13 protein-coding genes are annotated in these 15,733 nt (G+C 48.1%); 3 read left to right on the top strand and 10 right to left on the bottom strand.

The genetic code is table 11. The annotated features are described in order from the left end of the window. Nucleotides 1–35: 35 nt before the first annotated feature. Together MKY22_RS02730 and MKY22_RS02725 are read right to left on the bottom strand one after the other, a co-directional pair. The gene (locus MKY22_RS02730; protein WP_290780244.1) at nucleotides 36–473 is read right to left on the bottom strand and encodes a GNAT family N-acetyltransferase; all 438 of its coding nucleotides are present in this window, start codon (nucleotides 471–473) and stop codon (nucleotides 36–38) included. Then, entirely contained in the window at nucleotides 470–1,474 is a 1,005-nt protein-coding gene (locus tag MKY22_RS02725) for an alanyl-tRNA editing protein (RefSeq protein ID WP_341086453.1), read from the bottom strand. The genes MKY22_RS02730 and MKY22_RS02725 overlap by 4 nt, the downstream gene beginning before the upstream one ends. Before the next feature lie 272 nt (nucleotides 1,475–1,746). Between MKY22_RS02725 and phnF the strand changes: the two genes are divergently transcribed. After that, entirely contained in the window at nucleotides 1,747–2,481 is a 735-nt protein-coding gene (phnF, locus tag MKY22_RS02720) for a phosphonate metabolism transcriptional regulator PhnF (RefSeq protein WP_029340766.1), read from the top strand. A 53-nt stretch (nucleotides 2,482–2,534) separates the two neighbouring features. Here the strand turns inward: phnF and MKY22_RS02715 are convergent, their stop codons facing one another. From MKY22_RS02715 to MKY22_RS02695, 5 genes are all read right to left on the bottom strand, one after another. Beyond that, nucleotides 2,535–3,647: an LCP family protein gene (locus tag MKY22_RS02715; RefSeq protein WP_231681811.1), complete on the bottom strand. Its 1,113-nt coding sequence runs from the start codon at nucleotides 3,645–3,647 to the stop codon at nucleotides 2,535–2,537. A gap of 299 nt (nucleotides 3,648–3,946) precedes the next feature. Beyond that, nucleotides 3,947–4,708: a glucosamine-6-phosphate deaminase gene (nagB, locus tag MKY22_RS02710; protein WP_341086446.1), complete on the bottom strand. Its 762-nt coding sequence runs from the start codon at nucleotides 4,706–4,708 to the stop codon at nucleotides 3,947–3,949. Beyond that, complete coding sequence (gene nagA / locus MKY22_RS02705; protein WP_341086444.1) at nucleotides 4,705–5,862, bottom strand: N-acetylglucosamine-6-phosphate deacetylase; 1,158 nt, start codon at nucleotides 5,860–5,862, stop codon at nucleotides 4,705–4,707. The genes nagB and nagA overlap by 4 nt, the downstream gene beginning before the upstream one ends. A 183-nt stretch (nucleotides 5,863–6,045) precedes the next feature. Further along, a complete protein-coding gene (gene mprF, locus MKY22_RS02700) occupies nucleotides 6,046–8,604 on the bottom strand; it encodes a bifunctional lysylphosphatidylglycerol flippase/synthetase MprF (protein ID WP_290780234.1) in 2,559 nt (852 codons plus the stop codon). Further along, nucleotides 8,601–9,956, bottom strand: a complete 1,356-nt coding sequence (locus tag MKY22_RS02695) for an MATE family efflux transporter (RefSeq protein ID WP_290780231.1) — start codon at nucleotides 9,954–9,956, stop codon at nucleotides 8,601–8,603. The genes mprF and MKY22_RS02695 overlap by 4 nt, the downstream gene beginning before the upstream one ends. Nucleotides 9,957–10,048: 92 nt before the next feature. On the opposite strand from MKY22_RS02695, the gene MKY22_RS02690 reads away from it, so the two are divergent. Continuing rightward, the gene (locus tag MKY22_RS02690; protein WP_023467100.1) at nucleotides 10,049–10,837 is read left to right on the top strand and encodes a CHAD domain-containing protein; all 789 of its coding nucleotides are present in this window, start codon (nucleotides 10,049–10,051) and stop codon (nucleotides 10,835–10,837) included. On the opposite strand, the gene glsA is transcribed toward MKY22_RS02690, so the two are convergent. From glsA to MKY22_RS02675, 3 genes are all read right to left on the bottom strand, one after another. After that, nucleotides 10,828–11,760, bottom strand: coding sequence for a glutaminase A (gene glsA / locus MKY22_RS02685; protein WP_023467099.1), 933 nt, complete (start codon nucleotides 11,758–11,760; stop codon nucleotides 10,828–10,830). The two genes, MKY22_RS02690 and glsA, sit on opposite strands and share 10 nt — an antisense overlap. 127 nt (nucleotides 11,761–11,887) lie before the next feature. Continuing rightward, on the bottom strand, nucleotides 11,888–14,464 hold the full coding sequence (gene clpB / locus MKY22_RS02680; RefSeq protein ID WP_290780227.1) for an ATP-dependent chaperone ClpB: 2,577 nt from the start codon (nucleotides 14,462–14,464) through the stop codon (nucleotides 11,888–11,890). Between the two features lie 6 nt (nucleotides 14,465–14,470). Beyond that, nucleotides 14,471–15,328, bottom strand: coding sequence for a DnaJ C-terminal domain-containing protein (locus MKY22_RS02675; RefSeq protein ID WP_341086436.1), 858 nt, complete (start codon nucleotides 15,326–15,328; stop codon nucleotides 14,471–14,473). Nucleotides 15,329–15,523: 195 nt separating this feature from the next. On the opposite strand from MKY22_RS02675, the gene MKY22_RS02670 reads away from it, so the two are divergent. Next, nucleotides 15,524–15,718: a YwbE family protein gene (locus MKY22_RS02670; RefSeq protein WP_023467094.1), complete on the top strand. Its 195-nt coding sequence runs from the start codon at nucleotides 15,524–15,526 to the stop codon at nucleotides 15,716–15,718. Nucleotides 15,719–15,733: the final 15 nt, after the last annotated feature.

Raw genomic sequence — 15,733 nt, 5'->3', positions numbered from 1 at the left:
AACAAAAAAAAGAAACCCTTTTTGCAGGATTTCTTTCAAAATGACTTACATTTTTTCTCCATCGTTCGGTGCGGGATGCCCGCATCATCGAATTCATCGGAGACGATCGTATACCCGAGTCCTTGATAAAACGGGATCGCTTGAACTTGCGCGCCGAGTGTTAGCAATTGCTTCCCTTCGCGACGTGCGACTCGTTCCATCGCCTGCATCAACTCGCCACCGTATCCTTTTCCTCGCGCTGTCGCTAGCGTCGCGACACGCTCTACCTTCATCCGTTGATCGTCATATGGACGGGTACGCCCCGTTGCGACCGGTCGACTCTGCTCATCGAGGACAAGCAGATGAATCGCTGTTTCATCATGTGTATCGTATTCAAGATGGCGTGGTACGCCTTGCTCCTCAACGAAGACACGCTCCCGGATCATCCGGACGGCTTGATGTTGTTCTGCTGTACGTACTTGAATGACTGTCATGACTGATATTCCTCCCGTAATCGATCGACATATGCCATCGCATCATCCCGATTCGTAAATTGTGCCTGTGCCTGAACCGCACTTCCTCCGCCTCGCCCATTGAATGCTTGAACATGTGCTTTAGCGAACTTCCCGAGATGGGGTTCACCTGGACTACTCATCAGTAGCTTGTTCGTCGTCGCATTCCAGACGACGCCGACGCGTCCCGCTTCTTGAATCGCTTTAGCAAGTTGCTCGGATATTTTGATTTCTTCATCCAGATGTTCAAACACAAGAATGCCTTCTTGTTGTTCTAAAGCGTGAGCGAGTGTGAACGTTGCGAGTTGTTCCTGGGCGTGTTCGATCTGTTTCGTTAAGCGTTTCTGCTCTTCTTGTAACGCTTGGACGGCTTCTAGCATTTGAACTGGTTTGACCGACAAGGCTTGCGCCGCTTCCCGTAAGGCTCGTCGTTCTGCCTGAACGAGTTGGTATGCCCGTTCCTTCGCGACATAGGACAGACGAATATTTCCACGAATCCGCTCGACTCCGGTAAAGAGAATCGACTCGAGCTGTGCCGTCGAATCAAGATGCGTCCCGCCACATGCACTATAATCGAGTGTGCCGATTTGAACGACACGAATTCGTCCTTCAACTTGTGGTGTTTTTCTTAATGGTAAGCGTAGCGCTTCCGCCTCGTCATACTCTGTCGCCGTGATCGGTAATCCTTGTTCAATCACATGTCGTAATCGTCGATCCAGCTGTTCTTGTTGCATAGTTGTCCATTTAGGTGTCTCGATATCAAGCGTCGAGACCTCACTTCCCGTCCGAAAACTGAGTGTCTTGATATTTGATTCATCTTGTAGGATTGCAGAGATGACATGTTGTGCCGTATGCTGCGCCGCATGATCGATTCGGACTGCGTCATCTACGATACCGGTGACGTCACCTGTGAGCGGCGTCGCCAGTTGGTGCCAGACGACACCGTCTTCGATTTGAACGTCAAGGACCGGTTGGTCGTTCAATGTTCCACGATCCGCCGGCTGTCCACCGCTCTCCGGATAGAAGTAACTTTTCTCTAAAGCAACCCAATAACCATCTACTTGTTTTGTTGCACGAATGGATGTCTGAAAGGTTCGGACATCGGATTCTATTTGTTAGGGGCGCATACCTCGACCACCTTTCTCTGTCAGTTTCACTCTGTATTATGCCATATTTCATCCAGAATCGTTTGTCGGCTTGCCTTTTTCCTAGTACACTAGACGAAAGACTACCGATCGCGAAGGGACGAAATGCCGTGATTCAGCATATCAATAAAAATTCACCACTCCCCATCTACTATCAAATCGAAGCTGCCTTAAAACAACAAATCGAAAGCGGTGTTCTTCAACCTGGCGATTTGATCCCGTCCGAGCGCGAATTTGCGGAAGCGCACCAAATCAGCCGAATGACGGTCCGACAAGCCATTTCAAACTTGGTCAACGCCGGTTACTTGATTCGTCAAAAAGGACGTGGAACATTCGTCGCGAATAAAAAAATCGTCATGCAACTGTCTGGATTGACGAGTTTCTCGGAAGAGATGGAGCACTTAGGTTTAGAACCGACGAGTGCGCTACTTTCCTATCAAATCATCGACGCCTCGATGACGATTGCCAATAAGCTACGGATTCGCGAAGGGGCATCGGTGTATGAACTGAAACGTTTACGAATTGCAGATGAGCAAGCGCTTGCCCTTGAGACCGTCTATATCCCGGAACAGCTCTTACCTGGACTCGATCAAGACGTCGCGACCGCATCGCTCTATGCATTTGCAGAAGCGAGCGGATTAAATCTTGGACGTGCGAGTCAAACGTTCGAATCACGTCTTGCAACGAAGGAAGAGGCGGGCCATCTTGGTCTATCGACCGCTTCGCCTGTCTTATCTGTCGAGCAACTGACGTACCTGACAACAGAGCAACCGTTTGAATATGTCATCTCCGCTTACCGAGGAGACCGCTATACCTTCACCGTCGAAATGGAACGACAACGCTAAAAATCCCCTTGTATCGTCGTATAGTGACGATACAAGGGGATTTTTAGCGTATATTATTGAGCAGGAACGGCTTCTGTTTCCGTCACTGGTTCTTCTGTCGTGCTTTGTGCCGGGTCTGTCTCTTCCTTGATCGGTTCGACTTCTTGACCTTGCATCGCTTTTGCTAAGTTACTTTTCACTTGCTCCAATTGATTCGGATCGAGATGATACTCCCATTTCCCGCTGATACCAATATAACCTTCTCCAGCGAGTTGGTACTCCGTCGTGTTACGTAACGCTGCTGTGAAATCTGCTAAGCGTGTATAATCGTTCGGACCTAAATTCGTTTCGACGTTATCACCGACAGCATCCAAAATATCACGGTATGCACTGAGGGAACGGAAACTTGCCGCTTCTTTGGCGACCGCTTGAATGACTTGCATCTGTTTTTGACCGCGTCCGATATCACCGAGCGGATCATCATGACGGTTCCGGACGTAAGCAAGTGCTTGCTCTCCTGTTAAATGTTGCATACCTTTATCAACAGTGACAGTACCGGCTTTACGTTTTGAATCTTGCTCTTTGAACGCATATCGTACATCGATGTCTACGCCATCCAATGCATCGATCAATTGAACGAATCCTTGGAAATTAACTTTAACGACGTGATCGATTTGAATACCGAGCAGGTTTTCTGTCGTTTCACGCGCTAATTTAATCCCATTATAGGAATTCGATTTATCCATCGAACCGAAGTAATGGGCATGGGTGATTTTATCTTGCTCAACACCTGTCTTACCATAAGGTACATCGTATTTCGAATAATCGATGTTCACGAGTGAATCACGCGGAATACTCGTCAACACTAATTGTTCCGTTTTTTTATTTAAGATTCCGACGATCATGACATCTGATCGCGCCGGTTCATTTCGTTCTTTACTTTTTTTCGTTTCATCCGTCCCAAGAATCAAGAACGATTCAGACGGAACATCATCATATTTAGAGCTCACCTTCGAGCCGGGAATGTTAATCTGCGTCTTTGCCAATGTTTCTTGCGTTTTAATAAAAACAGCTCCAGCATATCCAGAACCGATGATTGTGACAAGCAGGACGAGTGCAGCGATGACTTTCATGAACATCTTGCCAGCACTTGGCTGTCTCTTTCGTGCGGATCGCGTTTCCATCATGTAAACCCTCATTTTCATGTAAATTTTCCGTAAAGTTCGCTAATCTCCATTATCCGTACATTTAATGAAATGTCAATTTACGTTTCGATTAAAGAAATCGTATGGAATCGTTGCACTGAAAAAATCATGGACCCTTAGTGCGCTGTATCATGAGATTGAATGATCTTGGTATATGTCCTGTTGATGCCTTTCTATCAAAATAAAAAATCGCTTGAGACTAGGCTCAACAGAATCAAAAAAAGGAATAGAGTCAATCCAATGATTGTCTCTATCCCTTTTGATTCATCGCTCTTCCATCGTCATACTTTCATGAAATTCAGATAAGCCGCTCGTCCTGTACGTTTAGCGTCATCTGACAATAAAGATGCCGCTTCTTCGTCCAAGATCACCATGACATCAGCATGACGCTTGAGTACAGTTGCTGGACAATCCGTTGTTGCGACACCTTCCATCATATCGCGAACCGCTTCTGCCTTTCGTTCACTAGAAGCAACGAGAAGAATCTTTTTCGCTTCCATGATCGTACCGATCCCCATCGTGATCGCCTTCGTCGGTACTTCTTCTAATCGATCAAAGAAACGTTGGTTCGCTTCTCGTGTCGACTCCGTCAATTCCGTTACGTGTGTCTTAGCATCGAACGGTGTCCCCGGTTCATTGAAGGCGATGTGTCCATTCGCTCCAATTCCAAGCAATTGAATGTCGATTCCTCGATTGCGGACGAGCGCTTCATATCGTTCACTTTCGCGCATAGGATCTTCTGTGTCCCCGATTGGAACGAATGATTCCTTAAACGCGACATCTTTGAATAGATGCTCTTGCATGAACGTATGGTAACTTTGTGGATGCTCTGGGCTGAGACCGACATATTCGTCTAGATTAACCGTCGTCACATGTCGACAATCGAGCGAATCCTTCCGCCATTCTTCATAAACGCCGACCGGTGAACTTCCCGTTGCCAGTCCTACCGTCAAACCTTCCGGGTGACGCTCAATTTCCTGTTTCAAAAATTGATAGGCCACCTGTGCTAATTCTTCTCCTTTTTCTACGATCATCCATTTCATGAGGTAGACTCCTTTCCGTTCGTGATCCGGTGTCGCGTACCACGATGAATCGTTTCTTGAATGTGTAGCGCTTCGTCGAGCAGGACGATGTCCGCATCCTTGCCGACCGAGAGGCTTCCCTTTTGAGTCAATTGAAGTTCTTTTGCCGCATTGACCGATGTCATGCGAACCGCTTCTTCGAGCGAACAGCCTGTATAGGCGATGATATTCCGTAAGGCGGCGTCCATCGTTAAGACACTTCCAGCTAAGCTACCGTTTTCAAGACGTGCCGCACCGTCTCGAACGAATACAGCCTGACCACCTAACTCATATTCACCATCAGCTAATCCTTTTGCACGCATCGCATCCGTGATGACGATCAGTCGATCTGCGCCTTTCATTCGGTAGGCGAAGTCGACCATTTCTGGCGCACTGTGAATCCCATCCGGAATGATCTCCGCATAGACGTCTGGTGTCAGGAGGCAATATCCGACCGTGCCTGGTTCCCGGTGATGAAGTGCCCGCATTTGATTGTAGAGGTGGGTACCATGCGTGACGTGACCGGCTTGGTTTTGGGCATACGTCGCGTCTGTATGTCCGGCTGACGGAATCGCACCCGTCAAGCGCACCGCTTCTTCGAACGCCCGTGCTCCCGGGCGTTCCGGAGCGTATGTGACGAGCTTGATCGTGTTCCCTGCTGCTTTTTGCCATTTCAAGAACTGCTCGACATCCGGTTCGACGATATGTTCGTGAGGCTGTGCACCCGCATAATCCGGATTGATGAATGGTCCTTCAAGATGAACGCCGACGATCGTCGTATCGTCTTGCGCTACGACTTCTCGGACCGTCTCAAGCGCGCGTGTGATATTTCCCCAGTCCTGAGTAATCGTCGTCGCTAAAAATGATGTCACACCTTCTTGTAACATCTGTCGGCTGAAATGACGCAACCTCTCGACATCTCCATCCATGACATCGACATCATATCCCCCATGAATATGCACATCGATCATTCCCGGAATGAGTGATTGATGCTGCGCATCGATCGTCTCTTCTCCTGCGATTTCCTCGAATTTCGACATGGGTCCAATCGCCTCGATTGTTCGGTCAAAACGAATGAAGCCGTCTTCAATCGTCTGCTCCCCCGTGTAAATCCGGGCATTGATGATCACTGTCATCTGGCATCTTCCTTTCTCTATCCGTTCCATGACTTGCTTCCGTATCTAGTATAACGCGATTAATTCTAGTTGTATAGACCTTTGTACATTTAAACGAAATTATAAAAGGACGATCCCGCATATCCGTAGATATAGGGTCGCCCTTTGTATACCCGTCGATTGTCGACTTCATGCGTCAGTCGATCATGGTAATAAAATCCGGTCTTTCTTTCGAGAAATCAGACGCGTTGCTTTTAAGATTGCCATCGGTAACGATTGACGCTTTCGGTAAGCAAGATATCGTCCTTCCCATTTTGGATCGTACTTTTCTTTGTATCGTCGTAGACCGGTGAAACTATACATGTAGCGAATATTATTGAAGACATCCGCTGCCACACGTTCTTGCCAGAAGGACGTCTCGTCCTCTCCGACGGACGAAAGCGGAGCCATTCCCATGTTGAACGTGTGGTAGCCTTCATCTTTCGCATACTCGAATAGTCGGATGAACATCGCATCCATGATTCCATTCGGTCCATCTGGTCGAAAACGCATCAAGTCAATCGATAGGACCCCTTCTTGGTAAGCAGGCATGAATGTCATGAACCCGATCAATCGTCCTTCCGCTTCACGCATGATGCCAATCGGCGCTCGATTTAAATAAGGTTCGTGGAAGTAACCGAGCGAAAAGCCTTTCTCGGACTTACCGCCTAACCATTCGTCGGAGACCTCTTGTAGTTCTGCTAATAGAGTTCCTGAAATAGGTGGCTCGACTACTTCGAACGTCATGCCCTCTCGTTCAAAGCGATTTTTAATCGACCGAAGTCCAGCTCGTTTTTTTCCTGATACAGTGAAAGATGGAATATCAACGATCGCTTCTTCACCAAGTTTGAAGAAGTTGAAGCCAAAATCATGATAGAGAGACATATTTTGCGCTTGAATTTGATAGATGTTCGGAATATATCCAAGATCTTCGACGCGACGCAAGAAAGACGCGATGACTTGTGAATGTTCCTTCGGATCTCCACTAGGGTCGCCAAGGACCATGATCCGATTGCCGGTCTGACTGAACTGGATGAATGAACGTCCTGTTTCGGAGAAGAAGAAACGTTTATCACCTAGAAACGCGAGATGGCTCAAATAATTCCCACCCTGCTCACGCAATACCGATTCGATCTTTTCAGCATCGAATCGCTCACCGAGAACCGGTTGATTGAATGTGTTGAATAAGCGGACGAAGACGAGAACATACACGAGCGCAAAGATAGAGGCACTCGCTGCAAACATGAAAATTTCGTGTGCTGGATACACTTTTGTTCCATCTGCTGATCCGAGCGTATAGAAGGCGTATCCAAAAAAGACGAATCCTCCAAGGTACAATAGACCAGCGAAGGCAACCCGGATGAAGCGTGTCGTCGTAATGAGCGTTCGTTCTCGGTGAAATGCTTTTCGCGACATCAGTAGCAAGACGAGGACGATGATGACGGCAAGGAAAGAAATCAAGTTAAAACCACGAAGTGCCATTCCAAGCAATGCGAAAAAAGATGCCCCGTACATCATATATAACGACCGTTTTGTTCGACGATACAGTGCTGTCGATAAGAGGACGAACAATAAGCCGCCCATCAAGAAGAAACTATTCGCGAGTAACAGCGCTTCATGCGGTAATTTCGATTCCAAATATTCATACTGCGTCGAGACAGGTGGTAAAATCGCCAGTCCCCAGATCGTGATTCCGGCAACGAGTGTGATCAACGCGAGTGTGAAATGACGAATTTTACTGAGGAATCGCAGTTGTAAGCGCCAAATGACGCCCCCGACCTCCATCGATGGACCAACGATCGGTTTGTCTTCGATCATCTTGACGACCGGACCGCTGAACTCCCGAGCTGAGAAAATGACACCGATCAGGAACGGAATCAAGTAGTAGACAAGACGATAGATCAATAATCCTGTCAAGACGATGCCTTCCTCGACACCCGCGCGCTGCATGCCGATCAAAAACACTAAGTCAAACGAACCAAACCCACCCGGTACCATCGAGATCAAACCGGCTGTCGCAGCGATAATGAAAACACCGATGACTTTTGAGAAACTGACATCCGTTCCGAGCGCCGCGAGGATCAGATAGACGACAACGCCAGCACTGAACCATTCTGCGAGTGAGACGAGTGAATATAACGCAATCGATTTCGGATGGATGCTACTATTGCCTCGTCGAAACGAGAACAGCAGATAGAGTGGAAAGAAGAATGCGACACCAATGATGACGGGCCACAGCCATTTTTTTAAATCGAGCACTTCAAACGCCGGAAAAACGTGTAGAAGCGATAAGGCAGATAAGATGGACAATCCACTGATCAACGTCGGTGCCATCCAGCCGATCGCCTTCAACAAACGACCGCCTTCAACGAATGGTCGATAAAGAGCGGAGCGGATCGCCATCCCAGCGAGACCGCCGAATCCGATGATGCCGTTAAAGGAGTTCGCAATCCAAGATGCTCGGAAAATTAGTCCGATCGGTGCTTTCGCCTCCAATGAACGTAATAAGAAGAAGTCATAAAAGAACATCGTCGAGACTGCCGCAAGACCTGCGAGAATCAACAGGATGAATTGCCAAGATGGGACTTGACGAATCGCTTGAATCGATTCCTGTAGCGACAAACTACGCAATTCGTTTTGTCCTTGATAAAAAATGAATCCAATCAAGACGATCGGCAAGATGATCTTCGCAATCGTCATGATGCGTTGTTTTGAAAATTTCAAGCTGCCAGCCTCCTTGATTTACGGATTAAATGCATAAGACGAACAAGTAGTAGCGTTGCTCCGACCGCAAGACCGATGATCAATCCCCACCAGTAACCATCTGGTCCGAGCGTCGTATAGCGTTCGAGATAAAAACCTAATGGTAGTCCAATGATCCAGTAGGCAGCAATCGTCAACAAGAAGGTGACGTTGACATCCTTGAATCCACGTAATGCACCTTGCGTCGGTGCAGCAACGGCATCCGACAGTTGAAAGAAAATCGCTAAAATCATGAAGTGTGCGGCTGCTTCGATGACTTGAGGATCACGACTATATAAAGCGGCAAGTTCTTCATTCTTTAAGTACAACAAGATTCCGGAGAACAAGGAGACGGCAACACACATCGTCAATCCAATGACGACGTACTGGACAGCGTCCTTGATTCGTTTGGCACCGACCTCAAAACCGACTGTGATCGTCAAAGCGGACGCAGCAGATAATGGGATCATATAGACGAACGAAGCGAAGTTGATGGCCGCTTGATAGGCACCGATGATGACATCGCCGTACGCTCCGAGCAGCAACGTGACCGCCGAGAAAATACTGACTTCAGAAAAAATCGCTAGACCAATCGGAGCACCGAGTAGAATCAATTCCTTGATTCGCTTCATATCTGGACGGTAAAAGCGCCGCAGAATCCCAAGGCGTTGAAATAATTCTCCTTTGAAGACGACAGCGATGATCGCTAGACAGAGAATCCAGTACGTGATGGCAGTCGCAACTCCCGCGCCCACTCCACCAAGTTCCGGAAAACCGAAGTTTCCGAAGATGAATAGATAATTGAAAAGGACGTTAATGGGTAAAGAGATTAGTAGTAAGACCATCGTGATATTTGATTTACCTAATGAATCGACGAGTGTTCGTAAAACGAAGAAAACGAACATCGGTACGATCCCGAGTGCTAACATCACGAGATAATTTCGCGCGACTTCACGCGCCTCTGCTGATAACTCCATCCGTTCGAGAATCGGATTGACAGCAATAAGTCCGATGACTACGGTCAAACCAATGATCACGACAGCAACGTACAACGCCTGCATGACGATCCGTTTGACTTCCCGCTCGCGTTTCGCTCCCATCGCTTGGGAAACGAGCGGTGCGACGGCAAGTAGAATACCGGTCAGTCCTGTGTAGACGGGTGCCCAGAGACTTGCTCCGACACCGACTCCTGCTAAATCAGCAGAACCATATCGACCGGCCATGACCGTATCGAAAAAACTAATTAAGTAAAACGCGACTTGCGTTACGAGGATGGGAAAGAAAATTTTCATGAATTGCTTCATCTTTCCTGAGAACGTAACTGTTTCTAACATGTTTCCACCACATTTCAGGAGGAGTCCTCCTTAATTTTAAAACCTAGCACTCTTGAACTCTTACGAAAATAATCCGAGGAGGGATTCATCTCATGAACCATCGAGATACTGAAAAGCTGACTTTCGAACTGCTGGAGACATGGTCTACCTTCAATCATTATGCCAAAGAGGCTCAAACGTTTGAAAATCCGGAAGATGTCCATCAAGCGCGGATTCGGTTACGGAAACTGATCACATTCGCCCGATTGGTCGATTTAACGGAGGAACCCGTGTATTTGATTTGGAAGCGGTTGATGCATGCTTTCGGCGAAGTCCGTGACCTCGACGTACAACTGGAAGCAACCTCAAACAAAACAGAAATCGATCAGTTGTTCGCAAACCATGTCGCTCTGCAACTTCAAGGGAAACGTTCAACTTTAATCGAGACCATGCATCTCTTGATCTCAAATGAACTGGATCGATCCGTTCGTCGCTTTTTAGCCGGTCCGATGACAAAGCGCCTCAAACGGATGTCAGAAAAAGAGCTGATTCAGGCCGCCGAGAAACGCTATGAAAAAAAACGTGAACAATTTGAAAAAGTGCAACGAAAGGATGGAACGAAGCGTGTCGAACGGATGCATGAATTACGGCTTGCTACAAAAGCATACCGTTATACGGTCGAGTATCTTCGTCCCTACACGCATCAACCGAAGTCTGCTGTTGATCGTCTAAAGACAACCCAGACACGACTCGGACACATCAATGATACGTATCAGCGATTAGAAAGATGGCGCTCTTTCGAGGTTCCATCTGCTTATCAAGAAGAGCGTTTGCGTCAGATCAAGCGTTTAGAGGACGAACTACGTTCTGCGCTTGATCAGATTGAAATCGCTCATGGATGACGTTGAACGAGTAATTCCAGCATCTTTGTTCCGGCAATCGAGTTCCCTTTGGCATCTAGCGATGGTCCAAAGACACCGATTCCGAGATCGGCCATATCGAAATCACTTCGACCGCAAGCAACGACTGCACCGGAAACACCACTTTTTCCTGGAAGCCCGACTTGGACGGAAAATTCTCCAGATGCATCGTACATGCCACACGTCGTCATGATTGCTCGAATGATTCGTGCGTTCCGACGTGAAATGACTTGGCGTCCTGATGGCGTCTTACCGGATGTACTCAAAATTTTCCCCATCATGGCAAGTCCTTTACAGTTCGTCAAAATCGCACATTGTTTCGTATAGACGTCGATGATTTCTTCGACATTGCCTTCGATGACACCGTGATAGCGCATGAAGTAGAGCAACGCCCGATTCAAATCCGTCGTTTCGAATTCCGATTCAGCAACATCTGCGTCATATTTTACCATTTCTACTTCAATATCCAATAGCTTTGCGATGAATTGACGCAATTGAAGTAATTTATCGGCAGCATCTGTTCCCGGTAACATGCTCGTCACGGCTAGTGCTCCTGCATTGATCATTGGATTGAGCGGTTTTGTTGGAATCGTCTCTTCAAGTTTTGCGATCGAATTGAACGCATCGCCCGTCGGTTCCATCCCGACTTTTGAAAAGACATAATCTTCTCCGAATGTCTCGAGGACGAATGCGAGCGTGATGATCTTCGATACACTCTGTAGTGTAAACATCGTATCTGCATCACCTGCAGAGACGAACGTCCCGTCGGCATTACAGACGGCGATTCCGAGCTGTGTCGGATCAACCTTCGCAAGCTCTGGGATGTAACTGGCGACTTGTCCAAGCACCGTATACGGACGGCATTCTTCAATCAACTCCTCGAGTTGGGCTTGTGTAACATTCATGGCGTTCCCTCTTTCTCTTTTTTTCTAGCTTATCACGCATCTGACGGATACGGATATGGTTCTTCCGTAAACGCTAAAAGGAGTCGACTCGTTTCAGCCGAGTCGGCTCCTTTTTCTAACATCTGCTTCATCCGTGGACGACTAGTTCGCCGTCTTCTACGTCAATCGCAATCCGGGCACCATCTTGTATCGCCCCACTGATCAAGGCACGGGCAAGTTTCGTCTCAATCGTTCGTTGCATATAACGATTGATTGGACGTGCGCCGTATTGTGGTTCGAAGGCTTCTTCGAAAATCAACGTCTTCGCAGCATCCGTGACATCAATCGTAATGCCACGTCCAGATAAACGTGAACTCATTTTCTCGACCGCTTTGTCGATGATTCGTTCAATTTCTGTCCGGTGGAGTGGATGGAATAAAATCGTATCATCGATCCGGTTCAAGAACTCCGGTCGGAAGTGGCGCTTCAGTTCTTGGCGAACGGCTTCCTCTTCCGATGCATCGATGACACCATCTTTGGCGGCTTCAAGCAGGATGGGTGCTCCGATGTTTGACGTCATGATGACGATCGTGTTTTTGAAGTCGACGACCCGTCCTTGCGCATCCGTCAATCGACCATCGTCGAGCAACTGAAGCAAAATATTAAAGACGTCGCCGTGCGCTTTTTCGATCTCATCGAACAACAGAACCGAATATGGACTCCGTCGGACGGCTTCCGTCAATTGACCGCCTTCTTCATAACCGACGTATCCTGGAGGCGCACCGACGAGACGGGAGACATTGTGTTTTTCCATATACTCCGACATATCGATGCGGACGATGTGATCTTCACTATCGAACATCGCGGCTGCCAAGGCTTTTGCGAGTTCTGTCTTCCCGACCCCTGTCGGACCGAGGAACAAGAACGAGCCAATCGGGCGGTTCGGATCCTTGATGCCAGCTCGCGCTCGAATGACAGCGTCCGCGACGAGACGGACCGCTTCGTCTTGACCGAAGACACGCTCATGAAGCGTATCTTCAAGATAAAGTAATTTTTCGCGTTCGCCCTGCGCAAGCCGCGTCACTGGAATGCCGGTCCATTTCGAAACGATGTCGGATATCTCTTCTTCCGTCACCGCTTCTCGAACGAGTTCGTGTGAGACGTGTTCAGATGACTCTTCCGCGACTTTCAGACGTGCCTCAAGATCCGGAATTTGACCGTACTTGATTTCCGATGCTCGGTTCAAGTCATAGCGCCCTTCCGCTTCTTGTAATGCCAGTTTTGCCTTCTCAAGATCCGCGCGTAACTGTTGGACACTTTGCGAACTCTCTTTTTCCCGTTCCCATCGTGTCCGAAGCGCACTCTCGTCTTCTCGAACAGAGCTGAGTTCTTGTTGTAAGATGGCAAGTCGTTTCCGAGATGCTTCATCTGTCTCTTTCTTTAACGCAGCTTCCTCGATTTCGAGCTGCATGACCCGACGGACGAGGGAATCTAGTTCAGCTGGCATCGACTCCATATCGGTCCGAATCATAGCACATGCTTCATCAACGAGATCAATCGCCTTATCCGGCATGAACCGATCCGTAATATACCGATCGGATAACACCGCCGCCGCGACGAGCGCATTATCATGAATCCGTACACCGTGGTGAATCTCGAACCGTTCTTTTAGTCCACGCAGAATGGAGATCGTATCCTCGACATCCGGTTCTGCGACGAGTACTTGTTGGAAGCGACGTTCGAGCGCTGGATCTTTCTCGATATACTTCCGGTACTCATCCAGCGTCGTCGCACCGATACAGTGCAATTCTCCTCGTGCAAGCATCGGCTTGAGCATGTTTCCGGCATCCATTGCGCCGTCCGTCTTCCCGGCACCGACGATCGTATGCAGCTCATCGATGAACAAGAGAATCTGTCCTTCGGCTTCCTTGACTTCATTCAAGACTGCTTGCAGTCGCTCTTCGAACTCACCACGGTATTTCGCACCAGCGACGAGCGCACTCATGTCTAAACTGAACAACTGCTTGTTCTTCAGACTCTCCGGTACATCTCCTCGGACGATCCGTTGCGCGAGTCCTTCAACGATTGCCGTTTTCCCGACGCCGGGTTCTCCAATCAAGACGGGATTGTTTTTTGTCTTCCGACTCAAAATCCGGATGACACGTCGAATCTCATCATCACGGCCGATGACCGGGTCTGTTTTCCCAGACCGGAAATCCGCTACGAGATCACGTCCATATTTTTTCAGCACATCAAACGTCTCTTCGGGATTTTTCGTCGTGACCTTCCGATTGCCTCGCATACTGACGATCGCTTCCCGGAGTGTCTCTTCCGTAATGCCTTGACGACGTAAATATTGAGCTGCTGGACTTGATTGTTTGATCAATGCTAGCAATAAGTGTTCGACGGAGACATAGTCATCCTGCATGAGACGCGCTTCCGTCTCTGCTTCCGTCAACACGTTCAGCAACGAGCTACCGATCCGAGGCGTCGTCGCCTGGGACAAAGCAGGAAGTTTACCAATCGCCTCGTCAATCGCTCCATTCAATGTCTCAATCCGTTGATTCAGCTTTTCAAAGACGACTCGTGCAATCCCTTCTTCTTGAGCAAGTAAGGCAAGTAACAAATGCCATTCTGTGATTTCACTATGACGACGTTGTTTTGCGATCGCTTGGGCAGAGACGATTCCCTCGTGTGCCCGATCCGTTAAACGTTCAAAATCCATCCTTGATCACTCCTTCACTGCAAGTTGACGTTCCCACTCTTCATAAAAGGCACGGTCCATCTCAGGTAACTTGACTTCGAGTTGGACAAGTAACGCCCCACGATGACCATTCGCTTGACTCAGACCACGATTTGGAATCCGGAGTCGTGCTCCTGGTTTCGTGCCCGGTTTGACTTTCAGTTTGATTCGTTTCCCTTCAAGCGTATCTGCGACGACTTCGCCTCCGAGCACAAGCGTCGTCGGATGAACACGGACGGTTGAAATGACGTCTTGGTCGACCCGTCGGAACTGATCGTCATCCTTCAAGTGAATCGTCACGTAAACATCTCCCGCGACACCTTGTCGGTTACGCATCGAACTTTTTCCACGTAAGCGAACTTTTTTACCGTCATAGACGTCTTTCGGAAGCGTCAGCTGGATCGAACCCGTCGCAAGACGCACCGTGACTTTTTCGTTCGTACTGAGATGACTGAGTGGGACCGTCAATTCAAGCTCTTCATCGGTCGACACTTCTTCCTGACTAAAGAACGAACCGAACATATCTTCAAATCCGAACGATTGTCCAGGTCGTGTCCGTCCACCACCTCCGAACTGTCGGAACAGATCTTCGTAATCTCCAGCGCCACCAGCTCCAGCGCCTGCCATCTGATCGAAGTTACTGCCGTATCGATCATACTTCGCTCGTTTTTCCTCATCTCCAAGCACATCGAAGGCTTCTTGGATATCCTTGAAACGCTGGTCCGCACTCGCCTCTTTATTGACGTCTGGGTGATACTGCTTCGCCAATTTGCGGTACGCGCGCTTAATATCTTGATTCGATGCATCCTTTGCGACACCGAGTGTTTGGTAGTAGTCTTTTTCCATTCGAATTCACTTCCTTTTCCTATACTTCATTACCTTAATTATAAAAGTCGTATCTTAATTGGTCAAATATAGTCAAACTTTTTTCTGACATTCTGTTCTCTTTTCACTTTACGTCCTTGCGACAAACAAGTTTCACCGACTGAACCATGTTATACTGATAGCCAAATAGGAAATGAACGATGGGAGGATCTACAGATGGATGGTAAAACACGTAAAAATATCACGCCCGGTCTTAAAGTCAGCATCGTGTTGAAGCAAGATCAACGAACAGGTAAACGAACAGAAGGAATCGTCAAAGACCTTCTCACGAAATCTCCGCAACATCCGCACGGGATTAAAGTGCGCTTAGAAGACGGTCAAGTCGGTCGTGTTCAAGAAATTTTAGGATAAAAAGACAGCAATCGC

The sequence above is a fragment of the Exiguobacterium sp. FSL W8-0210 genome (genome assembly GCF_038006045.1).
Lineage (GTDB): Bacteria > Bacillota > Bacilli > Exiguobacteriales > Exiguobacteriaceae > Exiguobacterium_A.
This window is presented reverse-complemented; position numbering and strand designations above follow the sequence as displayed.